We start from the raw sequence: 23,711 nt of genomic DNA, 5'->3' as shown, positions 1-23,711 counted from the left end.
CCAGGTGGAAGGATTACCCAGGATCCACGACTGGAGAACATTCAATGAGCAGTGTGATGAATGACGGCGTTAACCCGTCTTATGGGCAGGCGCCGTTCTTTTCCAAGGAAGCGACCTACGCCAAACCGGGTTTTTCCCGCTGGATGGTGCCCCCCGCCGCCCTGGCCGTTCACCTTTGCATCGGCCAGGCCTATGCGTTTTCGGTATTCAATGCTCCGCTATCCAAGGTGATCGGCATTACCGAATCCGCGCCCGACGACTGGAAATTGACCACCCTGGGCTGGATCTTTTCTTTGGCAATTTTCTTTCTTGGCATTTCCGCGGCATTCGCGGGCAAATGGCTCGAGCGCGTCGGCCCGCGCAAGACCATGTTTACGGCGGCCTGCTGCTTCGGCAGCGGTTTCCTGATTTCCGCGCTGGGCGTCTACACGCACCAGATCGCGCTGCTCTACCTGGGCTACGGCGTGCTGGGCGGAATCGGGCTCGGCCTCGGCTACGTGTCGCCAGTATCCACGCTGATCCGCTGGTTCCCGGACCGTCGCGGCATGGCAACCGGCATGGCCATCATGGGTTTTGGCGGCGGGGCGATGATTGCCGCCCCACTGTCGGTAGCGCTGATGAACCATTTCAAGAGCGCCACGTCGGTAGGGGTAACCCAGACCTTCCTGGTGATGGGCGTCGGCTATTTCATCTCGATGACGATCGGCTCGCTGGCGATCCGCGTGCCGCCGCCCGGCTGGAAGCCGGAGGGCTGGACCCAGCCGGTGGTCGAGAACAAGATGATCACCCGTAACCACGTGCATATCGACGAAGCGCTGAAGACGCCCCAGTTCTATCTGCTGTGGCTGGTGCTGTTCCTCAACGTGACGGCCGGCATCGGCGTGCTCGGCCAGGCATCGCTGATGATCCAGGAGAGCTTCAAGGGTAGTGTTTCCGCCGCGGCCGCCGCCGGATTCGTGGGGCTGCTGTCGCTGTTCAATATGGGCGGCCGCTTCTTCTGGGCATCGTCTTCGGACTGGATCGGCCGCAAGAACACCTACTTCGTGTTCTTCGCGCTGGGCGCCGTGCTGTACTGGCTGGTGCCGCAACTGGGCGCATCCGGCAACATTGCGCTGTTCGTGCTGGCCTACTGCATCATCATGTCGATGTACGGCGGCGGCTTTGCCACCATTCCCGCGTATCTGGCCGACATGTTCGGCACCGCCTTCGTCGGCGGTATCCACGGCCGCCTGCTGACGGCGTGGGCGGCGGCCGGCATCGCCGGTCCGGTGCTGGTGAACTACATCCGCGAATACCAGGTGGCGCATGGCGTGACCGGCGCGGCGGCCTACACCATGACGCTGCACATCATGGCGGCGCTGCTGGTTGTCGGCTTCCTCTGCAACCTGCTGGTGTCGCGCGTCAACGAAAAGCATCACATGACCGACGCCGATGTGGCCAGGCTCGGCGCCAGCACTGGCGCTGCCCACTGACGGCACGGAGATCTACATATGGAAAAACAGAACCTGAACGCGCATCCGACCAACAAGGGCCTGCTGGCCGTTTTCTGGCTCTATGTATTGGTGCCGCTGGTGTGGGGTGTGTCCAATACGATCACGCAGGCGCTCAAGCTGTTCCAGTAAGCGTTTTTGTCTCTCGCCGATCCCGATCGGATACACGAATGGCCGCAAGCGATTGCGGCCATTTTTATTTTTCATCGCGCAGGCGCATCAGCCCTCCTCGCGCCGATTGCGCATCTGCAGCATGGCTGCCATCGCCGCCGTCGCCCCAACCACCAGCGCCGTGGTCAGCATCGGATGTCGTGATGACGTCGTGTATGGACAAGACCGCAACGCGCGACGCCGGCCGGCCGGCTCGCCGCGTTCCATCATGCTGTTGCCGGCCACATGCAGCGCGTTGTCCTCACGCGGGCCGGCGGGTGTCCGGGTCTGCTGCGCGCGGCCCATGAAGCGGCGCATCAGTCGATCGAACGCATGCGGCGCATGATAGGCCGCGGCCGAGAACGCCTTTGCAGACGCTCCGACGAACAAGTCGCGCCGTGGATTTTCGGCGGCGAAAAGGATGGCATCCGCCGCCAGTGACGGGTCGTACAGCGGCGGCGGCAGTTTGGGCATCACATGCAGGAAGTTTTTGGCGTGCGTCACCATCGGCGTGTCCAGTCCCGCCGGCTTGATCAGCGTGACGGAAATCGGCGCCTGTTCCTGCTCCAGTTCCAGCCGCAGCGAGTCCGTAAAGCCCTTGATCGCATGCTGCGACGCCGCATAGGCGCCCTGCAACGGAAGTGGTCCATCGCATGCCTCGCTGCCCATATTGATAATTGCCCCGCCGTTCTGCCGCAGATGCACGGCCGCCGCCAGCGATCCGTGCACCACGCCCCAATAGTTGGTGTCGAACAGGCGCCGCTGGTCTTCCAGCGGCACGTCCTCGTACCGTCCAAATATCGTCACGCCGGCATTGTTGATCCACGTGTCGAAACCGCCAAAGCGCTCCAGCGCCGCCTGGGCCACACGGGCGACATCCTCGTGCCGGCCCACGTCCGCAGCGACGCTAATGACTTCCGTGCCATGCTCGCGCAACTCTTCGGCCAGCTTGCCCAGTGCATCTTCGCCGCGCGCCACCAACACAAGCTTGGCGCCCAATGCCGCTGCCCTGCGCGCCGTTATCAGCCCCACGCCGCTCGTGGCGCCGGTCAGCACGATCACCTGCGAGCCGATCTTCTTCAGGGTCTTCATGTTGCCTCTCATGGTTGAGGTAAGCAGGTTCAGGTCAGTGGGAACGTCGGTCCGTAACCGGCTAATCCAACGCAAATCCTGTTCCCGCGGCGCAAGTGCCGATTCTTCACGCGCGCAGGCCTGTGTGCGGCGCAGCAAGCAGGGACAGGTTTTACAAAGCGGGTAAAGACGGGTAAAGACGCGACGCGCGCGCATGTAGGACGCGGACTGCTTTCGCAGGCGGCGTGCGCTGCATAAGCTGAAACCAACCAATTTATGCGTCCCCGCCAGATACGCACCGATCCCCATGGCCAATACCACCGCATCCGACGCCGCCCCGCCTACGCTGGAAAAATACCAGCGCAAACGCAATTTCTCGGCCACGCCGGAGCCCAGCGGCAGCAGCCGCTCGGCCGCGCGCGGCAAGCGGTCAGCCGCCCCATCGGCGCATGCGTTCGTCATCCAGAAGCACGCCGCGCGCCGCCTGCATTACGACTTCCGCCTGGAACTCGATGGCACGCTCAAAAGCTGGGCCGTGCCCAAGGGACCGAGCTTCGACCCATCCGTCAAGCGCATGGCCGTGCATGTCGAAGATCATCCGCTCGACTACGCCGATTTCGAAGGCGTAATTCCGGCCGGCCACTATGGCGCCGGCACCGTTATCGTCTGGGACCGTGGCGTGTGGGTGCCAGACGAAGATCCCGAGGCCGGCTATCGCGACGGCAAGCTGAAATTCGAACTGCGCGGCGAGAAACTGCAAGGCCATTGGACCCTGGTTCGCATGGGAGGCAAGAAACAGCGCGACGACAACGCGTGGCTGCTGATCAAGGAACGCGACGAGTACGCGCGGCCCGCGTCCGAATTCGATGTGGTCGACGCAATGCCGGACAGCGTGCTGACTGGTACAGCAAAAGCGAAAACCGCGGTTGGCAAGAAGGCCGCCGGAAAAAAAAATGCCAGCAAGGGCGCCGCCGCCAAATCGGGAAAAACGAAAAAGCGTACGGCACTGTCCGACTTGCCTGCGGGCGCAAAAAAGGCCGCGCTGCCGTTGGCGCTGTCACCGCAACTTGCCACGCTGGTCGACGCGCCGCCCGCCAATCCCGCGCAATGGCAATACGAGATAAAGTTCGACGGCTACCGCATCCTGGCCCGCATCGACGGGGACGATGTACGGCTGTTCACGCGCCAGGGCAACGACTGGACTGCCAAAATGCGCGGCCTCGCCGCCGAGATTGCCAGCCTCGGATGGCCCGATGGTTGGCTCGATGGCGAAATCGTTGTGGTCGATGCGCATGGCATCACGGATTTCCAGGCGCTGCAGAACGCGTTCGAAACCTCGCACGTGGATGCGATCCAGTTCTACGCATTCGACCTGCCCTATTTCGCCGGCCACGATTTGCGCGCAGTGCCGCTGGCAGAGCGTCGCGCGTTGCTGCGCGGGCTGCTGGCCGACCATGATGCCAGCCGCGTGCGTTTCAGCGACAACTTTGAAGGCAACCCGGCAGACATGCTCGATGCCGCCTGCCGCATGAAGCTGGAAGGCATCATCGCCAAACGTATCGATGCGCCATATGTCAGCACGCGTGCGAATACGTGGATCAAGCTCAAGTGCCAAAATCGCCAGGAGTTTGTCATCGGCGGCTTCACTGACCCCAAAGGCAGCCGAAGTGGCCTGGGATCGTTGCTGCTGGGCCTGCACGATGCACAAGGCAAACTACGCTACGTCGGCAATGTCGGTACAGGCTTCGACACCGACATGCTTGGCGCGCTGCGCAAACAGCTCGACGCGATTCGCGCCGACGAGGCCCCATTCGACCCGCTGCCGCGCGGCATCCGCGGCAACTGGGTCAAGCCGAAACTGGTGGCGGAAGTGTCATTCGGCGCGTGGACGCGCGAGGGTCGCGTGCGCCATTCGGTATTTCACGCCCTGCGCACCGACAAGCCGGCGGCGGCCATCACGCTGGAAGTCCCCTCGAAAGCGCCATCGCGCGGCAAGGGCGCGGCGGCCGCCGACCAAACATCGCACCGCTCATCGACCTCCGCAACGTCAGGGAAAACCGTCGTGAAGACATCCGCAACGCGCAGCAAGCCCACCAGAATGGCGGTGGGCAAGATCGTCGTGAGTCACGCGGACCGCGTTATCGACACATCCACCGGCCTGACCAAGGGCGATCTCGTTGGCTACTACGCGCGCGCGGCGGCGCTGATGCTGCCATATCTGAAAGGACGGCCGCTGGCACTGGTGCGCGCGCCGTCAGGCATCGGCGGCGAGCAGTTCTTTCAGCGGCACGGCGATACGCTTCACGTCAATGGCGTCAACGCGCTGGACCCCGCGCTATGGCCGGGACATCCGTCGCTATTGGAGATCACGCGCGCGTCGGCCATCGTCGAAGCGGCACAATTAAACGTCGTGGAATTTCACACGTGGAATGCCAAGGCGCGCAACATCGACAAACCCGATCAAATCGTCTTTGATATCGACCCTGGCGAAGGCGTCGACTGGGCGACGATTCAGGAAGCGGCCGGCTTGCTCAAGACGTTGCTGGACGCACTGGGGTTGCAAAGTTTCCTGAAGACCAGCGGAGGCAAGGGGTTGCACGTCGTCGTGCCGTTGTCCGCGCGCGCGGGATGGGATGACGTGCGCGCGTTTGCGCAGGATGTGGTCGTGCATATGGCCAAGACCATTCCCGAACGCTTCGTGTCCAAGAGCGGGCCGCGCAATCGCGTGGGCAAGATCTTTATCGACTATCTGCGCAACGGCATCGGCGCGACCACGGCGGCGGCATTTTCGGTGCGGGCACGACCGGGGCTCGGCGTATCGATTCCCGTGCATTGGGATGAGCTGCCGGAGTTGCGCGCATCGGCGCAATGGACCATCGCCAACGTCGACGAACGACTCGATGAGCTATCGAGAAACGATCCCTGGGAGGGGCACGACAAGGTCCGGCAAACGCTGACCGCCGCGCGCAAACTGCTCGACGACGTTTGACGCGCGCCGAAGCACGCGTGCTGCCAAGAACTTTCCGGGCTAGTGGGTGCGATCGATGCGCAGTCGCGCTTCGTCCATGGCCTCGATGGCGGCCAGTTCCCGCGTGGGAAAGCCGCGGCCGTAGCTGCCGAAGGTTGACCGATCGTCGATGGTGTAGAACCAATGCCAATTGCCGAACGTGCGCTCGCCTACATCGAATCGCACATGGCAACCCTTATACATGACACTCTCTATCATTGTGCTTCCTCATATTGCTTTGCGTGATCCGACTCTACGCCGATCTGCGCGTGCGTAGCGGTTTTATTTGCCGAATCCGGCGCGCGGGCGCCATCATCGCACCCGCAGGCAACGAATGCGCCGCGATATTGCGAGGGCAACGGACGACCCTCGCACAAGGAAATAAAAACTCGTGACTGCCAGGGCAACGAGCGTAGAGTGAGCAACCGGTTCAGGAAAAGCGTTCAGCGCCACCGCGTTGTCGCCTTCTCGCGCCCTTCGCATACTTGTCGTGCGGCACACTCGAGGAGACACGCTTGGCCATTTCTTTCGGTTTTAGTCTGTTGCTATTCGTCATTTCGCTTTGGGTCGAATGGCAGCAGAAAAAACGCGAAACGGTAAGCGCCGGGCTGGCCTGGCTCAGCACGTTGAGCTACTCAAGCTCGCTATTGGTCATGGTTTGCGCGATCGCTATCCGGATGCTCGCCAATGCTGGCGAGTGACCGGCCGACGCTGGAACAAAGCGCCATCGGTCCGAAATCGGCTGGCAATAAGCGCTGCCGCGGCTAGCCGCGCGCTTCTTCATCCGGGATATTGAATTGCTGCCGCAACGTCTCGAGCACGGGCCGCAGCGCATCCAGACAGGCATTGCCGTTCTCGCCTTCCATTTTCGATACGCGCCAGTTGCAACCTTGCGCATCGGGTGCGGTCCAGCAGATATCCCCGAAGCACGTACCCTTGCACACATCGAGCTTGTCCTGCTCCGCCCGAATCATCGCGCGCAGTTCAGCCTTATGCTTGGTCTGCCTGTCCATTGCTCGTCTCCTCGTATTTTTCGCCAACACAGCCGGTTCGCTGCAAAGGGTTCTATAAACCGACGACGACCTTCTTATCCACCATCCGGTCGATAATTTCGCGCGCGGTCGTCACTGCGGCATCCATGGCCACGGCAACGCAATCGAATGCGTTGCCTTGAACCTTGAAAACGCCCACCGGCTCGCGGGTCGGGTCATTGCCCTCCTGGCAGATCAGCACCGACGAACTATAGGTGCGCGCCGGCCGGCGCGCGTGCTCGTACCATTTTTTTGCGGGATCGAACCGATACACCAAAGGGTAGATGTCGAACCCCTTGTAGCTGGTACGCCTGGCTTTATCCACTGAGTTCTCCCCTCGATGCGGGCATATGTACTCTACGCGCATTAAGGTCGTGTGCAGTGGATTATTTGGAAGGTATGAACGATTTTCAGAGCGAAACCACGTCCGTCGTAGCGGAATCACGCAACACAGCGCTTTCAAGCGCGTACCGGCGCCGACCCGTCAGCATTTGACTCGAATAATGCCGACCGCGCCGTAGCCGCCGGCAACGTCACCCGGTTAGATACCTTCGAGTAGCAAATCCACCGCAATGCGGCCGCGCTGGATGCATGCCCGTTCGGCTGCCTCATGCGACAGATACGGAGAGGTATGCGCCTTTGGACCCCAGACATGCGCGCCGCCATCGCCGTCGGCCTCGCGCACACTGACTTCATAGCCCCAGGCGACAATTTGCGAAAGCAGGCCTTCGGTTACCGCCACACGGTAGACGTGCATCTGCAGGACGAGCCCGCGATACGAATGCGATGTGTGCGTTCCAGAATTTTCCACGCCCTGAATTGGTTGTCGCCCGCAAAGAGGCGGGCGCTCGGGCGCCGCGGGCACGCTCTCGTGATAAAGGGCCCTAATGCGTAAAAACTCGCGGTGCGTGAGCCCATCATGCGCGCCGGCTCTCGCGTGCGATGTCAGCCGATGTCCTACCCGCCGTGCTTTTCCAATAAAACAAAATAAAAGCGCGGACGGGGTGGAAACAGGCGTAGAGTGGTCAGAAATCCAGTGGGAGCAAACGATGGACAGCCATCCAGCATCTAGCAGCAACGGTTTCGATATCTATCCGCTGGTCTATAAATACGACCCGCCGCGCGAATGGCATGAACGTCGTCCGGACCGATCCTATTGCGCCTCTGTCGTCATTTGCCGCGAAGGCGAACAGCCGACCGACATGAGCGGACGCGTGTTTCACGTGCCCAATGCTCAGTGGTCCGATCTGGGCCAGGCCAAGCGCGCCGCCGTGCAGCGCGGCGAGGACATCGTGGCGGGGCTGGTGCCCGGCGAATCCTTGGGCGGCCTCTGAAATCAGTATTGCCGACGTACCGGATCGGCAAAACACCGCTCGTCGCGGCGTGGCGTGCATGACTGCACATGTCGCACCGGATGTCGAAGACAGAGACATCGCCATGGATGGAGGCCGCCGCAGCGATGATGCCGCGAATTCCGTCCCGCACGATCCGGCGCCCGTGTGCGCCGTTCAATAAAAAACCCCGCCGAAGCGGGGCTTTTCAGACTACGGTGCCGCAAGACTCAGATCGGTTCGATCTTCGTCGCTGCCGGACCCTTCTGGCCAACGCCTGCGACATAGCGCACCTTTTGGCCTTCTTGAAGCGTCTTGAAACCGTTGCCTTGAATTTCGGAGAAATGTGCAAACAGATCGTCGCCGCCTGCGTCAGGCGAGATGAAGCCAAAACCCTTAGATTCGTTAAACCACTTTACTGTGCCGGTTTCCATGTCAGGACTCCTTAAAGATTCTCGCCGAGCCAAAATGCAGGCGAGGCATGACGATCAAGAAAGAAACATGGAGAGAAAGTGAAGCCGCCGGGGCGAGCATCTAACGCTTCTAGGTTACGCTTGAAGATCCTGCACCGACCCTTATACAGGTATGCCCTATCGCCGTCAATGACGAAACGTCTGCGATGGAGTGCGGCATGGGATACGGCGTCGCATAGTACATGCTGCACCAGGCGCGCTGTTTCGATGCGTGTCGGTATGGCGATGCATGCTACAGTGGCCTTCCTTCACCACACGAGGCCCGCATGGCACGCTGCGAAAACTGCCTCGCCGTGATTCCCGACACCGCCGGCACCCCTGGTCATCCCGCGCTGCGCATCATCGATACGCAGCGTCGCAAGATTCCCCGCGCAGCCACCGTCACCGTCAGCACATTCCGCTGCACCGACTGCGGCACGGTATGGCGCTATCGCGACGCCAAGGACGACGGCCCGCAAGGCTGGGCCATTGTCCCGGGCAACGCCGCACCGGAGATCCTGTGAAAGCCGCCTGGGCAACCGCGCATTGCATCAGGGCGTTGCTGTGCGTCGCGCTGGCCACGCTCATGCAGCCGGCCTCGGCAACGCGCTGCAGGAACGGCGCGGAAACGCTCTATACGCAGGATGCATCGTGCCCGGCGGGCTATTCGACAGTGTCGAATTCAGCCAACGGTAGCGTCTCGACGCTGGGCAAGAGCGACGATATCCGGCAGCGTGAACAGGACTATCTCTCCAGCAGCGCCACCGCGCGCGCCGAGCGGAAAATGCGCGACGAGTCTTCGCCATCCGCACAATCGGCCACACCACCCAACGGCATGCGGACCGCGTTGTGCGAAGCCTTGGCCGATCAGTACCGCGCCATCGACGTCACGATGGGACAGCCGAATGGTCCGCACACGATGAACACGCTGGACAAGTTGCAGCGCGACGTGCGCAACGAGCAGATGCGCAACGGATGCTGAGTGGATGAGTGCCGCCGCGCGCGTCGCCTTATGCGTGCAATGCCACTTCAGCAGAAAACCCGCGGAGGTGGTACTATTGGCCCCGCGTCAAAATCACTCGACGCCAATTACGCGGCCCGCACGACATCAACACTAGAAGAGCACAAGCGGCCGACCGGGCGTACACCCGCATCTTTTCAGGGCAGCCATTGCCCGTAACCATTTCCGACCCGCGGCACGTCCGCTCCGCAAAGACTGCGCATGTACCAGCGCGTCCGCTTGCGCAAGCACGGTCAATCTCAAGCCAGCTTCCTCGACTGCGCCGTTGCGCGGCCCCTCGACGCTGACATTTTCGCAATGGCGACCGGTCGCCAGGCCAGCACATATGCGCGCAAATGCGACGCACGGCACAGGGCCTCCCGGATGGATCGCCACCAGCAAGGCAACAATTTGAACTACAGCACGACACCTTTCACCGTATCCGTCTACCCGATTCAGCAGGAACCGGGTCTCTGGTTTGCGAACTACATGATCTCCGAATACAGCGACGGCGCCGAACGCATTGTCGCCAACGTTTCGATGCGACATGCCACGTTCGGTACGGAAGCAAAGGCCAGACAGGCCGCCCGCCATGCGGGCGAGAGCGCGATCGCACGCATGCGTCCGCGGCCGTTTTCGTATCAGCAATCCGCAACCCCCGCCGCGTCGCATCGCGGCATTCTCTGAATCAGACAGGAGCGCCCTTGGCTAAAGAAGAATTGGTGGAATTTGGCGGCAAAGTTTCGGAAGTCCTTCCCGATAATCGCTTCCGCGTCATCCTGGAAAACGGCTTCGAAGTGTGGGCCTATTCGTCCGGACGACTCAAGAAAAATCGCATCCGTGTTCTCGCCGGAGACCGCGTCACGCTCGAAATGTCGCCCTACGATCTGACTAAGGGCCGCATCAACTATCGTCATAAGTCCTGAACGGTCTTACGGGAGAATCGCATATGCCAAATAGCGAGGAATGGGAAGAAATCCATCTGACCCCGAAAGGCTGGATCGCCGGCAGCTATCGCCGCACGCCATGGCCGGCCGTGGAAGCCGCGGCACCTGACACGCGCGTGCTGACTGTTCGGCGGCACGTGACGGCGGTGTACGGCGGGCCTTCGCGCGCCGTGGAAGACCGCACGCCGCAGACGCAGGACCTGGCGCTGATCGAGTCGCTGCTTTCGCAATTCGGCAGCCCCGAATTCAACGTCTGACAGACAGGCGGCGGCCAGAGACGCGCGGCAGTAAGCACGCCGCGACCGCTTCGCCCGCCGCATCGGCCGGAGGTCTCGCGCCGGAACTGGCCGCCGGCAAAAACATGCCATAAGACCAGCGCAAGCGCCCCCATGCCGCACACAAGCGGTGGCATGCGGTGGACGCTTTCGGACCGCCGACGTCCGCCCGTAGCGGCCTGGCAAGAATTGCATTCCTTACCTGCGCAACGATGTCGCGGCTACCACGCCACGGCAACGCACGCTCACCCATTCCGGGTCGGGCCTCACCCGTCACACCCTTCTGCGATCCCTCCCAGGCCTTTGCCGGGCGGCGTAGGCGTTCGTCTGTCAGCGAAGCCGCCGCCTGCGGCACGGTTCTTGCCACTGTGGTCCCAAACCACATGGCCGTCAGGCACTTCAAGCAAGATAAATCCGATGAGACAAGACCGAGATCCCTGGTTTTCGAGCGAGTTCTGGCAGCGTGCCGTGATTGGCATTCTTACGCTGGCAGTGGCGTATTTGCTGGTGTTGCCGGCGACGGGCCACGCCGCGGAAACCACGTTCGCCCGAACCATCGGCGTACTTCGCTGAAGCAAAGCCCCTCTTCATGCTTTACGCAAAAAATACAAAGGATATGGCAGGAATGCCGGAAAAAAATACAATGCGAGCCGTTTCAACATCACCTTGGCTTGCCGGGAGGCAGACCCGGGTGATGCAGCATGCCCAGCGTGTTCCCCGCCTTGCGATCACTATCGCGGCCCACCAAGCCGCCTGCCAGCTATGAACACCTCCCCTGCCAATCAAGCCCCGCGCCAGCCGCTGATTCTTAACGTCGAAGATCGCGACGGTCCGCGCTATGTAAAAAGTCGCATCCTCAACCGTGCGGACTTGTCGGTGCTGGAGGCCTCGAACGGCCAGGCCGCGCTGGCGTTGGTGCGTCAGCACGCACCCGACCTCGTGCTGCTGTCGGGCCAGATGCCCGATATCGATGGACTGGACCTCTGCCGTCTCATCAAGGACGACCCGCAGACCGCCCGCACGATGGTACTGCTGGTATCGGGCGGAACGGACGCGCGTCGGCGCGCACAAGCGCTCGATGGCGGCGCCGACAGCTTCCTGATGGAACCCGTCGAACCCGAGGAACTGATTTCCAACATCAAGGCCCTGCTGCGCATGCGCGGCGCCGAGGATGCCTACCGGCGCACCTCGCAGGCCCTGCACGAGAACGAAGACCTGTTCCGGCAATTGGCCGAAGCGCTGGCCGATGTGGTGTGGATCTTCGATCCCGCGTCGCAGCGCTTCCTGTTCGTCAGCCCTTCGTTCGAGACGCTTTGGGGCCGCCCATTGGAGCCGCTGAAGGAAGACCCGATGCAATGGCTAAAATCGGTGCTGCCCGAAGATCAGACGCGCATGGAGGCCGAGTGGCAGAGCATGCTGCGCGATGGCAGGTTGGACACTGAGTTCCAGCTGGAACGACCGAATGGCGAGATCCGCGAAGTGCACATGCGCGCGTTCCCGGTACGCGCGGCGGACGGTAGTTGCCTGCGCGTGGCTGGGATTTGCCAGGACGTGACTCGCCACAAGCGCGCGGAACGCACGCTGCACAATGAGGAGCGCCGCAAAGACGAGTTTCTCGCGATGCTGGCGCACGAATTACGCAATCCGCTGGCGCCGATGCGTAGCGCGGTCGATCTGCTGCAGCAGTTTTCTCCTTCCCGCGAGGACATGTTCCGCGCCCGCGACATCATCAGCCGGCAGCTGCACCATCTGACAAGGCTGGTGGATGAACTACTGGACGTTTCGCGCTTCAACCAGGGCAAGATCACGCTGCGGCGTGATCTCGTGGAGTTGCGTGGCGCGTTGAACACCGCCGTGGAAACCGTTCGCCCGCTGCTTGAAGCGCGCGACCATACGCTGCGGCTGTCGTTGCCTGAACAGCCATTGCCGATTCGCGGCGACATGGTGCGGCTGACGCAGATATTCGCCAACCTGCTGCACAACGCCGCGAAATACACGCCCAAGGGCGGCCACATTGCGGTCGAAGCCACCGCTGCCGATGGCAAAGTGCTGGTGCGCGTACGCGACAATGGCAACGGTTTGTCGGCCGTGCTGCAGCGTCAGCTATTCGATCCCCTGGCCCCGGGGGTCGGTGATGCGCAGGCCGTTGCGGTGTCCGATCAAGATACCCCCACCGAAACTGCCGACGCGACCATCACCGATCCCGATAATTTTGCCGCGCGCGAAGGCGCCGGCATCGGCCTGACGCTCGTGCAGAAGCTGGTAACGCTACACGGTGGGCGCATCAGCGCGGAGAGTCCCGGGCGCGACCAGGGCAGCACCTTTATTGTCGAACTGCCCGTGGAACCGTGGCAAAACTGGCATCCGCCCACCAGCAAGACGCGCACGCAGTCTGGCGTCGCGCATACGATCATGCTCGTCGACGATAACGCCGACGCGCTGGAAGCGATGACGATGACGCTGGAAACGCTCGGCCACACGGTGATCACCGCGCCCGACGGACAAAGTGCGATCGACTGTGCGGCCAGCGTGCGCCCGGACGTGGTGCTGCTGGATCTTGGCATGCCCACCATGGATGGATTCGAAACGGCACGCCGTCTGCGCGAAATTCCCGAACTGCGCAATGCGCGCCTGGTGGCCCTGACGGGTTTCGGCCAGCCCGACGACCGCCGCCGCACACGCGCCGCCGGTTTCGACCTGCACCTGGTCAAGCCAGCGGATCTGAACGCGCTTACGCGCCTGCTGGACGAACTTGACGCCTGACGCGTCGACGCCCGAAAAAGGAAGCTCATGCATATCACGCCCGAACCCGACGTCGTACCGCCGAAGCCCGAAACGCCGCCGCCAGAGCCGCCCGATACTACGCCGGAGCCGATCAACGATCCGCCGCCCGGCGACCTGCCGCCTCCACCGCCGCAACGCGCTCGTCTGCATTAGACGTATCGACTCCGGTAACGCATCATGTCTCGCATCATCTGGAAAGGCGCCATCAGCTTCGGGCTGGTGAACATTCCCGTTGCGGTGAAATCCGCGTCGCGTTCGAATACGCTGGACCTTGACCTGCTCGACAAGCGCGATATGGCGCCGGTGGGTTACCAGCGGGTCAACAAGCACACCGGCAAGCCGATCGAACGCGATCAGATCGTCAAGGGATATGAGTACGAGAAAGACGAATATGTCGTGCTGAGCGACGAGGATTTTCGTCAGGCCAATGTCGAGGCCACACAGACTGTCGATATCGTCAGCTTTGTCGATGCCGCATCGATCCCGCCCTACTACTTCGATACGCCCTATTACCTCGAGCCGGACAAACGCGGAGAACGTGGCTACGCGTTGCTGCACGCGACGATGCGCAAGACGGGCCGCGCCGCGCTGGCGTTGGTGGTGCTGCGCAACCGCCAGCATCTGGCCGCGCTGCTGGTGGCTGGCAACGCGTTGGTGCTCAACACCATGCGCTTTGCCGACGAAGTGCTGCCCATCGAGGATCTGAGCCTGCCCGGCGGCAAGAAACATGCGGCCAGCGCGCGCGAAGTGGAGATGGCCACGCGGCTCGTCGAAGAGATGACAGAGGACTGGAAGCCGGAGCAGTACCACGACACCTATCGAGACGATCTGCTCGCCCGCATCCGCGCCAAGGTCAAGGCGGGCAAGACCCACGTGCTGACGCCAGCTGCCGAGGAGGAATCACCATCTGCCGGCAAGGGCGCAAAGGTGATCGACATGATGGCGCTGCTCAAACGCAGCATCGGCAATCGCGGCAAGGGCGCAGCCAGCTCGGACGCCGAAACCGATTCGGATGCGGACGCCGATGCAAAGAAGCCTGCGCGCAAGGCGGCCAAGCGTGCTTCCTCGTCGGCCAAGGCGGGGAAGGCGGCCGCGGCGAAGGCGCCAGCCAAGCGTGCGACGCGCAAGACCGCCGCGAAGAAAGCATCCGGAAAATCACCGGCGAAAAAGCCAGCAAAGACCGCCACACGCACCGCCGCCCAGGCAAAGACTCCCGGCCGCCGGAAGGCAGCCTGAGGACACGCGCCTGCAATCATTCGCGAAGAGAAATAAAAAAGCCGCGACACGTGGGAGAGTCGCGGCTCAGCGCGGACCGACTATAGTCGCCGCGCATCAGAAAACCTCGTACTTAACGCGAAGACACCTTGAGGTTGTCCTTCACGTTGTCGACGCCTTTCACCGAGCGCACTGTATCGAGTGCAAGCTGATGCTGCTCCTTGCTCGGCACCGTGCCGGTCAGGTTCACCACGCGATCCTTCGTCTTCACGTGGATGCCGGTGGACTTCAGGTCCTTCGTGGCCAACAGCTTCGTCTTCACCTTGGTCGTCAGCGATCCGTCGGTGACGGCCTGCTTTGCATTATCGACACTCGCGTCAGTTTTCGCGCCCGTGGATGCCGCTGGCAGCTTTTCCTTGTCCCCCTCGGTATGACCGGGCATGCCCGGCGCGTTATTTGCCGGCGGCTGCGTCGATGTGTTGTTCATCGTATCGGCCACTTTCATAAAGCCGCCGTTGTCCAGCGCGTGCGCGCCACCCGCAGCGGCCAGTGCAGCAACCATCAGAGCCAAACGGAAAGTCTTTACGGTCTTCATGCGCATATCTCCTTGTTAGCGTTTGAATCGCAATCAATCAAGTTCATTCATTCCTACACACGGCCTTACTTTGGCGCCTGCACATGCAGCACAAGCCAAACACCGTTGCATGGGATTCTGCAAATTGCGTTCCACCCCGAGCGACAAGGAAAATCTCACGAAAAACAAGGCGGCGAGACCGTCCGGGACCGCTTATCCCGCACTGAAAAACTTGGCCTGTGTAAAAAGCTGGCATGCGTTGTAAATCGCGGCACTACCCGAGTGGGGCATCGACTACCTGTATGTCTGTCAGATGTCATAACCCACACATCCGCACGTGGCACGGCGATTGCTGCAGTAAAGCGTGCGGCAGCCCCTGCCGCGACTTGGAGATAGCAATGGGACAGCAGCAAGGTAGCCAATCCGGTAACCAATCGCAATCCGGACAAAAGCAGCAGGATCAGCAGCAACCCGGCCAACGCAGTGGGCAGCAGCAAGGTAGCCAGGATCAGCAACGCCAAGGCGGCGGGCAGATGGGCAACCAGGACAAGGGCTCTGGCCAGCATCAGCAACAAGGCTCGGGCTCGGGTCAGCAAGGCTCGCAGCAGCAACAGGACAAACAGGACAAGAATCGCCAGCAGTAACGGCGCCAGTCGCCGAACGACGGTTTTTCCCGGGCCTGCAGTGACATCTCCACGGTTGTCACAACACGCTGATGTCTAGCGTGCCTCACGCAAACAGGCCCCGCGCCGGAACTTCCGCAAGGATGTTCCGGCGTCTTTCATTTCCACGGTGAAGCGTTGAATTTCGGTCGCGATAAAAAACGAGCGCGCTTGGCGCTCAACTGATGCGATCCGCCACCGCCGCGATGGTCCGACGCCATACATCGCGCTGGCTCGCGAGATAGTCGACGGCATCCGCCCCCGTGAGACCCAGTGGATCTGCGCCATCCTGCGTAAGACGTTGCCGCAGCGACGCATCGCGCAGTACTTTGGGCAGACGCATCGACAACGACGCGCGACGCGCTGTGTCCAGACTCGGTGCTGCCAGCACACCGTACCAGGCGTCCTGCAGCATCTGCGATATGCCGGCTTCTGCAAAGGTGGGGACCGCAGGCGCCAACGCACTGGGCGCCCGCCCGGTTACGGCCAGCGCGCGCACCCGCCCCTGCCGCATCAGCGGCAACGAGGCCTGCAAGGTGCTCACCAGCAACGCGACGTGCCCCCCTTGAAGATCGACCAGTGCGCGTGCGCTGCCTGGGTATGGGACATGGGTCATCGACACGCCCGCCTGATGGCACATCAGCTCGCCAACGAGGTGCGCGCTGGAATGAATGCCGAGCGATGCATAGGCGATGGTCCCGGGATGCCGGCGCGCTTCAGCGAGCCAATGCTGCAGCGCCCGGCGTGCATCGCCAGCGCCCCAGTGCGCGCCATCGCCTGCCATCAGCAATACGTGCGGCGTGCTGGCCACGATGGCGAGTGGGTGCAACGCGCGCGCAGGCGATTCAAGTGAGCTGGCAAGCAGCGGCCCGATGCTGACCGAGCCCACGGTGCCGAACAGCAGCGTGGGCCGCGCAGCGGGCGCGCGCGCTGCCTCGTGCAGGGCAATCTGGCCTGCCGCGCCAGGCCGGTTATCGACGATCGTTGGCGCGCCATCGTTGCTGAGGCTTTCGGCCACGGTACGTGCCACGTGATCGGCGCCGCCGCCGGAGGCATAGCCCACCAGCAAACGCAGTGGTTCGGCGGCAGCAAACGAAAGACACGGACGCGCGAGCGGCAACATCAACAATGTCGCGACAGCGCGCCTGCGGGTGGAAACTGGCATGAAAGCGGGAGCGGGTCGACAGGCTGCCGGCATGCTAGCACCGCGCGCCTGAAGACGCCGCCCGGACAAACCCGCCTGATAGCGCCTGCTCCCGCCACCCAAGCGCTTCGTTGCGCGCAGCGATGCCAACGCTTGCAGGCGCGGCGTCGCTGCGGCTCGGCTATCCCGCGCCCCCTAACGCGCAGACAGGCGTCATCGATCCACTACAGCTGCGGAGCGCGACATGCCGCGCCACTATTGTTAGCAGACGGATCCGTGCCGAAAACCGCCTGCGCGCCACATTGCGAGCCAAACATTCGCGCCTGATCATGGCCCACGCCCACCACCTCGAACGCGCGGTGTGCACTTGCCTGCCCGGGCTGCGCCAGATGACGCTCGTATCGCCAGTAACCGCGCGCACGTTGCAGGCGCGTGGGGCCTTCCGCCTCGGCGCCGCAAGCCTTGTCCAACACGCGATGATTCGGATCGTTGTCCTCGCTGCCTACCATGTATGTCACCTGGCGCTGCATATAGCGCCGATAGAGCGCCATACCGTTCGCCCCCCTGGCATAGGCAACCATATCGTTCATGCCATAGCGATACTTGTCGTAGTCCGCGCATACCGCCGTGCTGTATGGCGCGAAGCTGCGATAGTCGGGCGCGACGGGCCGCTCGGGCGTGAAATACAGATACGACGACGGATTGGCCACCACGTAGCGCAGATCGATGCCGCTGGCGCGCACGTTCTCGTCGACGTTGTTGAGCACGGCGTAGCGGTGCACGATCTGCGCGCCGCCCGAATGACCAGCCACCGTCACCTTGACAACGTTCGGCAGGCGCTTCCTGTCCGTCACGTACGCCACAAGGTCGTCGAGCACCTGTAGCGAACTGACGCCAGCGCCCGGTCCGGACACCGCGTCTTCACCGCCGATCCAGCCCTGCACGCTCCACACCGGCATGTTGTCGAAATGCTTTGCCGCATCGGGCGTACCAGGAAAGTTCGGCGCTACGAGCAACACTTCGTCGGCATTGCGCCCGCTTTCCTTCAGCAACGCAGCGCCCGCGGCGTAGTAGTCGTCGCCGTTGCGCTGCAAGCCATGCTGGACGAACACCACCGCGCGCACACGGCTCAGGTCACCGTCGAGACGATGGTTGGCATAGACCGGGAAGTCGTATCCCGCGCCAGCGCCGAGGTGCACACGCTGCCATTGCGGCTTGCTTGCGGCGACGGCACTTGCTGGTGCTTGCGGCAAGCCGGCGCATCCGGCCAACGTGCTGAGGGCGGCGACCAATACGGCAAGGGGCAAGGCGCGGAATACGCGGCGCATGAAAAGTCTCCTGGGATGTCTGTTTTTTACCGCCGTTGCGCCCGTGCACGGAGGACATCGGGCTAAACGCCAATATTAATCACATGCCGTCCTTTCGTAAAATATATGCATGGCAGCAATCCCATATTTAATGAATATGTCCGTATGGAATTAAGACATCTGCGCTATTTCCTGACGGTGGCCAGCACAGGCTCGGTTACGCGCGCGGCCGAGCAGCTTGGCATCCAGCAGCCCCCGCTTTCCCAGCAGCTCAAGGCGCTGGAAGCCGAGCTGGGCGTGACGCTGTTCGAGCGTCTGCCGCGCGGCGTGGCGTTGACGCCGGCCGGCACGGCGTTGCATGCCGACGCCGTCGAGCTGTTCGCGCGCATCGACCAGATGCGTGCGCGCATGCAGCGCATGGCTCGCGGCGACGAAGGCTCGCTGGCGATCGGCTTCACCAGTTCCGCGGCCGCGCACCGGCTCACGCCCGAAGTGCTGCGCGCATCCCGTCGGCGATTTCCGCACGTTGCCTTGTCACTGACCGAATGCAACGCCGCCGAAGCCATCGAAAAGCTCGCCGACGGCACGCTCAACGCCGCGCTGCTGCGAGCGCCGGTACTGCATCCGGAAGGAGTGCGATTCGATCTGTTGCTCGAAGAAGAGATGGTGATCGCGCTGCCGCTCGATCACCCATTGCTGCGCCGTCGCGCCATGCGCGGCGAACATGCCGGCGCACCGGTATCGCTGGCGGCGCTGGCCAACGATCCATTCATACTGGTGCGCCGCCCCGGCGCGCCTGGCATGTATGGCGACCTGCTGCGCGAATGCGAGACGCTGGGCTTCACACCGCGCATCGGCGCCGAAGTGGGACGCATGCTGACCAATCTGAACCTCGTGGCCGCCGGCGCCGGGGTCAGCGTGGTGCCTGCATCGATGGCCGGGCTGAATCGCCATGGCGTGGCGTATTGCAGGATGGTGGAAGCCGATCGGCTGCGCGCGCCGCTGACGCTCGGCTATCGCGAAGGGCAAGGCGACGCCGCGCTCGATTCGCTGGTCACGCTGACGCATCGCATCGCGGCGCGCCACCGCAAGAAAGCGGTCGATACGTGAAACCCGCGACGCCGCTGCAGCGCGCACAAGAAACGCGACAGCGGCGCATCGGCCGGTAGACGCTGTGCTCAGTGCAGCAGTCCGATCTCCAACTTGCCAGCGGACGTGCCGATCAGCAGGCCGCTGTTATAGAGGTATGACGCCGTTACCCCACCCGAGGCGCCGATCACGCCTGCCACCGGATTGTTGTAGGCAAGCGTGCCGGCCACCCCGTCACGCACGATACTCGTCCCGTTCAGGTCCGCGTTGATCTGCGCCCCATCGGTGGCCTGCACGCGATACGCGCCGTCGGCCGTCCCCACTGCCAGGCCGGTCGTCGATTGCGGCGCATAGATGTTCATGCCGTACGCCGATGCCGAGCGCGTGAGGATCACGGGCACCGGCTTGCCGTTGACCATGCCGCTGATCAGCGATCCGCTCAACACGCCGTCGCCGGCCGCTATCGTTCCGCCAACGTAGTAGTCGAATGCGTTACGCGTGGCGTTCCACACGATATAGCCCTTGGTGGTGTTCGTACACGCGGCGTCGTACAGGATGAAGCCGCCGCCCGCACTGGCCGCGCACGTCTGCCACGTTGCCGCAGAAGAACGCAGGCGCGCGGATCCGGTTCGCACGCTCACCGATCCGTCCGCCACGGCGGTCTGGATGCCATTGACGTTATAGATATCGGCCACGGCCTTGTAGTCCGACGAGACGTTCTGGAACGCCACCAGCGGCAGGAAGCCGCCACCGGACAGCGGTCTCACTCCGCCGGCCAGCACGCCGCCGCCGGTCAGCGTGAATTGCGCGCCGTTCTCATCGCTGCCATAGGTGCAGCCGCCCTGCGAGACAAGCTGTCCGCTCGCCACCGTGGCAGGCGCGCGCTGCAGGCTGGCGTCGATGGTCACGGTGTACTTGAGCGTGGCCGGATCGATGCGCACCGACAGCTCCTCGCCGCTCGTATTGCCGCCCTTCCAAGTGGTGGCGACCGACGGCATGTTCAGGCACGACTGCACGATGCCCGACGCCCCTTCGCAGGTGTAGTTCACCGCGGCATCCATGCTGCCGGTGCCCTTGTACTTTGGCCACGCAGGATACTGGCACAAGGGGCGTGTGCGGCCGTAGGTGCCGGCATTGGTATCCATCACCTCGCGCGTGCCGGGCGCCACACCCTGCTCCACCCAGTTTTCCAGCGCGGTAAGCGAATTCCACGCGGGCAGGAAGCTGCCGGTGCCGTGACCCATGCCTGGCACCGTATAAAAACGGATGCCCCGGTCCACCGCCGCCTGACCCACGCTCGCGACCACGGCCTTGTACCACGCAATGGTGGAATTCGGGCTGATCACTTCATCGGCCAGGCCGTGCAGCATGATCAGGCGGCCGCCGTTGTTCAGGAATGCGGAGATGTCGGAATTGGTGGCATCTGTCAGCGCGGATACCGTTTGCACGCGCGACGTCCAGCTACCGGGGCTGGCGGGGTCAAACGTCAGGGTGTCGAAGGTGGCGTTGCGCGTGACGAAGAACTTCACCCACTGGTCGCCCGTGACATACATGTTGGCGTCGGCGGTGGTGGCCGGATTACCGGGCACTGCGCGCGTGCCGAGGTCGCGCGTGGTGAATGGGCCAGCCACCAGTGCGCCTTCCAGCAGGTTGTATCCGCCCGCCACGGTCACGCCGTTGGCCAGCGCATAGTTCAGTTGCAGCGGCTGTTCGATCGTCTTGACCGTGTTGATCTGCGCATCGGACAGGCACGTGTCGCCCGTATCCGTACCATTGGCGCAGCGCAGGCTGGCAAGCACCTGCATCGCCCCCACGCGACACCCCTCGACGTTGCTGACGACCTTGTCGGCCGCGCCATCGAGCGTGTCGCACGCATCCATGGCTGCCTTCTGCACCAGCAGCGTCTTGTTGATATTGAGCCAGCCCGCGCCGCCATTCAGGTACAGCGCGCGGCCCACGGCGACGTTGGAAAGACGCGTGCCGGTGTAGTTGAGCGCGGGTTCGTTGGCAATCACGCCGGCGTAATCCTTCGGCCAGCGCTGCACGTAGCTGAGCGCATCGCGCCCGCCCGTCGACGTGCCAAGGAAATAGGCGTGCGAAGGCGCCTTGCCATAACGCTGCGAAATCAGCGCAATGGCTACGTCGTGGGTTTTCTTGAGCGTATCGCCGCCGTAGTTGGCGAGCGCTTCATCATTGGTGGCAAAGCGCCCATCGGTAATGCTGGCGCTCTGGTGCCCGGAATCGTCGCCCCAAGTCGCGTAACCGCGCGCCAGCGGTGCGGGGTCACCGGGCAAGGCAAAGCGCACGGTCTCTGTTCCGTCGATCAAGGTGCCGTCGAACCCGCCGCCGCCAAACTGGATGCCTTTGCCATTCCACTGCGTAGGCAAGTTCACGGCAAAGTTGATATTCGGCGCCGATCCGTCGACCGGCGCAATCGCGCCGCGCACCTGGCAGTATTCGCCAAGCGTATTGCCAGGGGCGTCCGCTGCGATCAGCGTTGCGGCGGTCACGGAGGCACCGCCCGATGCCAGCGCCAGGCTCGAGGCCGGCACCGCTGTGCCGTTCAGCGCAGTACACGCCTCGAGCGCGCTCAGGGCCGGCGGCGCCGGCGCCCCGTCTCCGGGCGCGCCCGGCGGCGTCTGTCCCGCGCCACCGGTATTGCCCGCGCTGGCGGCGTCATCGCTGCCCCCGCAAGCCGCCATCAGCAGCGCCGCCGCGCCGGCCACGCCAAGCAGGCTGGCGCGTTGCCAGCCATTGAATTCGGATGTCATGTCTCGTCTCCTCCAATGCCTCCGGTACTTGTGCCGGATGGCTGGAGCGAGACGGTAGCACCGGCTTATCGGTCCGTAAAATATATGCCTGGCGATATATCCATATATGGAACATATGGATACGGCGCGGCGTTACGGCAGCGCGCCGAGGCATTCGCGCGTCGCCAAGCATTTCGATGGGCGCTAGCGCGGCAGCCCTGTGTAGTTTTCCGCCAGCGATACGCACGCGGCGTGCGAATGCACGAGATAGTCGAGCTCCGCCTGCTGAATCCGCTGCGCGAAAGCGTCGGCCTCGGGAAAACGATGCAGCAACGACGTCATCCACCATGAAAAGCGTTCCGCCGCCCAGACGCGATGCAGGCATTTCTGCGTGTACGCGTCGAGTTCATGCGCATCGTGATGCAGGTAGTGGGCGATCAGGCCATCGGCCAGATACAGCACGTCGCTGACCGCCAAATTCAGGCCCTTGGCGCCGGTCGGCGGCACGATGTGCGCGGCGTCGCCAGCCAGGAACAATCTGCCGAACCGCATTGGCTCGCAGACAAAACTGCGCAGCGGCGCGATGCTCTTTTCGATGCTGGGCCCGGTCACCAGCGACTGGGCAGCCTGGGGATCCAGGCGACGCCGCAGTTCATCCCAGAAGCGGGCATCGGACCAGTCCGCTGCTTTTTCGGCGGAAGGCACCTGCACGTAATAGCGGCTCCGCGTGCGGGAACGCATGCTGCAGAGGGCAAAACCGCGCGCATGGCTTGCATAGATCAGTTCGTCTGCGACAGGCGGCGTCTCCGACAGAATGCCGAGCCAGCCAAACGGATACATGCGTTCGAATATGCGCTTTGCCCCATCCGGCACGCTGGCGCGGCTGACACCGTGAAACCCGTCGCATCCGGCGATGAAATCGCACACCACTTCGTGCGTGACGCCTTGCTTGCGATAGCGCACGCGCGGACGATCGCCATCGAAATCGTGCAATGAAACCGCGTCGGCTTCGTAGATCGTTTGCGCGTCCGCAGCCGCGCGCGCCTGCATCAGATCCCGCGTCACCTCGGTTTGCCCATAGACGGTGACGTCACGGCCAATCAGCGCATGAAAGTCGATGCGATGACGCACACCGCCGAACGACAGCTCGATGCCGTGGTGTACGAGCCCTTCCTCGCGCAGTCTGGCGTCCACCCCCGCGCGTCGCAGCGCGTCGACGGTGACGCATTCCAGAATGCCGGCGCGGATGCGGCTCAGCACATGTTCGGCGCTGTGCTGTTCGATCGCGATATTGTCGATGCCGGCCACGGTCAACAACTGGCCCAGCAACAATCCCGCCGGGCCGGCGCCGACGATCGCGACGCGCGTAGCTTGGTGGATCGGGGACCCATCGAGGGTCATGTCGCGTCTCCTGTTTTTCTTGTGATCGGGC

27 protein-coding genes are annotated in these 23,711 nt (G+C 63.0%); 16 read left to right on the top strand and 11 right to left on the bottom strand.

Going from position 1 to position 23,711, the window contains the following annotated elements:
- The first annotated feature begins 44 nt into the window (after nt 1-44).
- Nucleotides 45-1,472, top strand: coding sequence for an L-lactate MFS transporter (locus F7R19_RS08445; protein WP_061957301.1), 1,428 nt, complete (start codon nt 45-47; stop codon nt 1,470-1,472).
- Between the two features lie 18 nt (nt 1,473-1,490).
- Complete coding sequence (locus F7R19_RS08440) at nt 1,491-1,622, top strand: MFS transporter small subunit (RefSeq protein WP_150979961.1); 132 nt, start codon at nt 1,491-1,493, stop codon at nt 1,620-1,622.
- A gap of 87 nt (nt 1,623-1,709) precedes the next feature.
- Here the strand turns inward: F7R19_RS08440 and F7R19_RS08435 are convergent, their stop codons facing one another.
- Nucleotides 1,710-2,732, bottom strand: a complete 1,023-nt coding sequence (locus F7R19_RS08435; RefSeq protein WP_061957299.1) for an SDR family oxidoreductase — start codon at nt 2,730-2,732, stop codon at nt 1,710-1,712.
- A 286-nt stretch (nt 2,733-3,018) separates the two neighbouring features.
- Between F7R19_RS08435 and ligD the strand changes: the two genes are divergently transcribed.
- Nucleotides 3,019-5,700, top strand: coding sequence for a DNA ligase D (gene ligD, locus F7R19_RS08430; protein WP_150979960.1), 2,682 nt, complete (start codon nt 3,019-3,021; stop codon nt 5,698-5,700).
- 39 nt (nt 5,701-5,739) lie between these two features.
- Here the strand turns inward: ligD and F7R19_RS08425 are convergent, their stop codons facing one another.
- Nucleotides 5,740-5,922: a hypothetical protein gene (locus F7R19_RS08425; protein ID WP_223506063.1), complete on the bottom strand. Its 183-nt coding sequence runs from the start codon at nt 5,920-5,922 to the stop codon at nt 5,740-5,742.
- Between the two features lie 311 nt (nt 5,923-6,233).
- Between F7R19_RS08425 and F7R19_RS08420 the strand changes: the two genes are divergently transcribed.
- Nucleotides 6,234-6,419, top strand: coding sequence for a hypothetical protein (locus F7R19_RS08420; protein ID WP_150979959.1), 186 nt, complete (start codon nt 6,234-6,236; stop codon nt 6,417-6,419).
- Nucleotides 6,420-6,482: 63 nt separating this feature from the next.
- Here F7R19_RS08420 and F7R19_RS08415 read toward each other — a convergent pair whose 3' ends face one another.
- The 3 genes from F7R19_RS08415 to F7R19_RS08405 all read right to left on the bottom strand — a co-directional run bounded on the left by F7R19_RS08415 (nt 6,483) and on the right by F7R19_RS08405 (nt 7,560).
- Nucleotides 6,483-6,731 (bottom strand): hypothetical protein, encoded by a 249-nt coding sequence (locus F7R19_RS08415; protein WP_061957295.1) that lies wholly within the window; start codon nt 6,729-6,731, stop codon nt 6,483-6,485.
- A gap of 52 nt (nt 6,732-6,783) precedes the next feature.
- Nucleotides 6,784-7,074, bottom strand: coding sequence for a hypothetical protein (locus tag F7R19_RS08410; RefSeq protein ID WP_061957294.1), 291 nt, complete (start codon nt 7,072-7,074; stop codon nt 6,784-6,786).
- A 216-nt stretch (nt 7,075-7,290) separates the two neighbouring features.
- Nucleotides 7,291-7,560 carry a hypothetical protein gene (locus F7R19_RS08405; protein ID WP_150979958.1) on the bottom strand — a complete coding sequence of 90 codons (270 nt, stop codon included), beginning with the start codon at nt 7,558-7,560 and terminating at the stop codon, nt 7,291-7,293.
- Between the two features lie 238 nt (nt 7,561-7,798).
- Between F7R19_RS08405 and F7R19_RS08400 the strand changes: the two genes are divergently transcribed.
- Entirely contained in the window at nt 7,799-8,083 is a 285-nt protein-coding gene (locus F7R19_RS08400) for a hypothetical protein (RefSeq protein ID WP_061957292.1), read from the top strand.
- 227 nt (nt 8,084-8,310) lie between these two features.
- Here the strand turns inward: F7R19_RS08400 and F7R19_RS08395 are convergent, their stop codons facing one another.
- The gene (locus F7R19_RS08395) at nt 8,311-8,514 is read right to left on the bottom strand and encodes a cold-shock protein (protein ID WP_061957291.1); all 204 of its coding nucleotides are present in this window, start codon (nt 8,512-8,514) and stop codon (nt 8,311-8,313) included.
- Nucleotides 8,515-8,819: 305 nt separating this feature from the next.
- Here F7R19_RS08395 and F7R19_RS08390 point away from each other — a divergent pair, with 305 nt between their 5' ends.
- The 9 genes from F7R19_RS08390 to ku all read left to right on the top strand — a co-directional run bounded on the left by F7R19_RS08390 (nt 8,820) and on the right by ku (nt 14,774).
- Nucleotides 8,820-9,056: a hypothetical protein gene (locus tag F7R19_RS08390; protein WP_061957290.1), complete on the top strand. Its 237-nt coding sequence runs from the start codon at nt 8,820-8,822 to the stop codon at nt 9,054-9,056.
- On the top strand, nt 9,053-9,514 hold the full coding sequence (locus tag F7R19_RS08385) for a hypothetical protein (protein ID WP_150979957.1): 462 nt from the start codon (nt 9,053-9,055) through the stop codon (nt 9,512-9,514). Before F7R19_RS08390 ends, F7R19_RS08385 begins: the two co-directional genes overlap by 4 nt.
- 240 nt (nt 9,515-9,754) lie before the next feature.
- Nucleotides 9,755-10,219 (top strand): hypothetical protein, encoded by a 465-nt coding sequence (locus tag F7R19_RS08380; protein ID WP_407648892.1) that lies wholly within the window; start codon nt 9,755-9,757, stop codon nt 10,217-10,219.
- A 17-nt stretch (nt 10,220-10,236) separates the two neighbouring features.
- Nucleotides 10,237-10,458 carry a translation initiation factor IF-1 gene (infA, locus tag F7R19_RS08375; protein WP_008646230.1) on the top strand — a complete coding sequence of 74 codons (222 nt, stop codon included), beginning with the start codon at nt 10,237-10,239 and terminating at the stop codon, nt 10,456-10,458.
- A gap of 23 nt (nt 10,459-10,481) precedes the next feature.
- On the top strand, nt 10,482-10,736 hold the full coding sequence (locus F7R19_RS08370) for a hypothetical protein (protein WP_061957287.1): 255 nt from the start codon (nt 10,482-10,484) through the stop codon (nt 10,734-10,736).
- Between the two features lie 435 nt (nt 10,737-11,171).
- A complete protein-coding gene (locus tag F7R19_RS29705; protein ID WP_157779518.1) occupies nt 11,172-11,327 on the top strand; it encodes a hypothetical protein in 156 nt (51 codons plus the stop codon).
- 189 nt (nt 11,328-11,516) lie between these two features.
- On the top strand, nt 11,517-13,517 hold the full coding sequence (locus F7R19_RS08365; protein ID WP_150979956.1) for a hybrid sensor histidine kinase/response regulator: 2,001 nt from the start codon (nt 11,517-11,519) through the stop codon (nt 13,515-13,517).
- Nucleotides 13,518-13,544: 27 nt separating this feature from the next.
- Nucleotides 13,545-13,691, top strand: a complete 147-nt coding sequence (locus F7R19_RS29700; protein WP_170292571.1) for a hypothetical protein — start codon at nt 13,545-13,547, stop codon at nt 13,689-13,691.
- Between the two features lie 24 nt (nt 13,692-13,715).
- Nucleotides 13,716-14,774 carry a non-homologous end joining protein Ku gene (gene ku / locus F7R19_RS08360; protein ID WP_061957285.1) on the top strand — a complete coding sequence of 353 codons (1,059 nt, stop codon included), beginning with the start codon at nt 13,716-13,718 and terminating at the stop codon, nt 14,772-14,774.
- Between the two features lie 112 nt (nt 14,775-14,886).
- Here ku and F7R19_RS08355 read toward each other — a convergent pair whose 3' ends face one another.
- On the bottom strand, nt 14,887-15,348 hold the full coding sequence (locus tag F7R19_RS08355) for a BON domain-containing protein (protein ID WP_223506061.1): 462 nt from the start codon (nt 15,346-15,348) through the stop codon (nt 14,887-14,889).
- A gap of 377 nt (nt 15,349-15,725) precedes the next feature.
- On the opposite strand from F7R19_RS08355, the gene F7R19_RS08350 reads away from it, so the two are divergent.
- Nucleotides 15,726-15,971 (top strand): hypothetical protein, encoded by a 246-nt coding sequence (locus F7R19_RS08350; RefSeq protein WP_061957283.1) that lies wholly within the window; start codon nt 15,726-15,728, stop codon nt 15,969-15,971.
- A gap of 196 nt (nt 15,972-16,167) precedes the next feature.
- On the opposite strand, the gene F7R19_RS08345 is transcribed toward F7R19_RS08350, so the two are convergent.
- Both F7R19_RS08345 and F7R19_RS08340 read right to left on the bottom strand, forming a co-directional pair.
- Complete coding sequence (locus F7R19_RS08345) at nt 16,168-17,112, bottom strand: tripartite tricarboxylate transporter substrate binding protein (RefSeq protein ID WP_061957282.1); 945 nt, start codon at nt 17,110-17,112, stop codon at nt 16,168-16,170.
- A gap of 245 nt (nt 17,113-17,357) precedes the next feature.
- Nucleotides 17,358-18,461 (bottom strand): alpha/beta fold hydrolase, encoded by a 1,104-nt coding sequence (locus F7R19_RS08340; RefSeq protein WP_150979954.1) that lies wholly within the window; start codon nt 18,459-18,461, stop codon nt 17,358-17,360.
- 144 nt (nt 18,462-18,605) lie between these two features.
- On the opposite strand from F7R19_RS08340, the gene F7R19_RS08335 reads away from it, so the two are divergent.
- Nucleotides 18,606-19,550: a LysR family transcriptional regulator gene (locus F7R19_RS08335; RefSeq protein ID WP_150979953.1), complete on the top strand. Its 945-nt coding sequence runs from the start codon at nt 18,606-18,608 to the stop codon at nt 19,548-19,550.
- A gap of 68 nt (nt 19,551-19,618) precedes the next feature.
- On the opposite strand, the gene F7R19_RS08330 is transcribed toward F7R19_RS08335, so the two are convergent.
- Together F7R19_RS08330 and pobA are read right to left on the bottom strand one after the other, a co-directional pair.
- Nucleotides 19,619-22,300, bottom strand: a complete 2,682-nt coding sequence (locus F7R19_RS08330; protein ID WP_150979952.1) for a tannase/feruloyl esterase family alpha/beta hydrolase — start codon at nt 22,298-22,300, stop codon at nt 19,619-19,621.
- 183 nt (nt 22,301-22,483) lie between these two features.
- Nucleotides 22,484-23,680, bottom strand: coding sequence for a 4-hydroxybenzoate 3-monooxygenase (gene pobA, locus F7R19_RS08325; RefSeq protein ID WP_150979951.1), 1,197 nt, complete (start codon nt 23,678-23,680; stop codon nt 22,484-22,486).
- Nucleotides 23,681-23,711 lie beyond the last annotated feature (31 nt).

It is taken from the genome of Cupriavidus pauculus, from assembly GCF_008801835.1.
Classification (GTDB): Bacteria; Pseudomonadota; Gammaproteobacteria; order Burkholderiales; family Burkholderiaceae; genus Cupriavidus; species Cupriavidus pauculus.
This window is presented reverse-complemented; position numbering and strand designations above follow the sequence as displayed.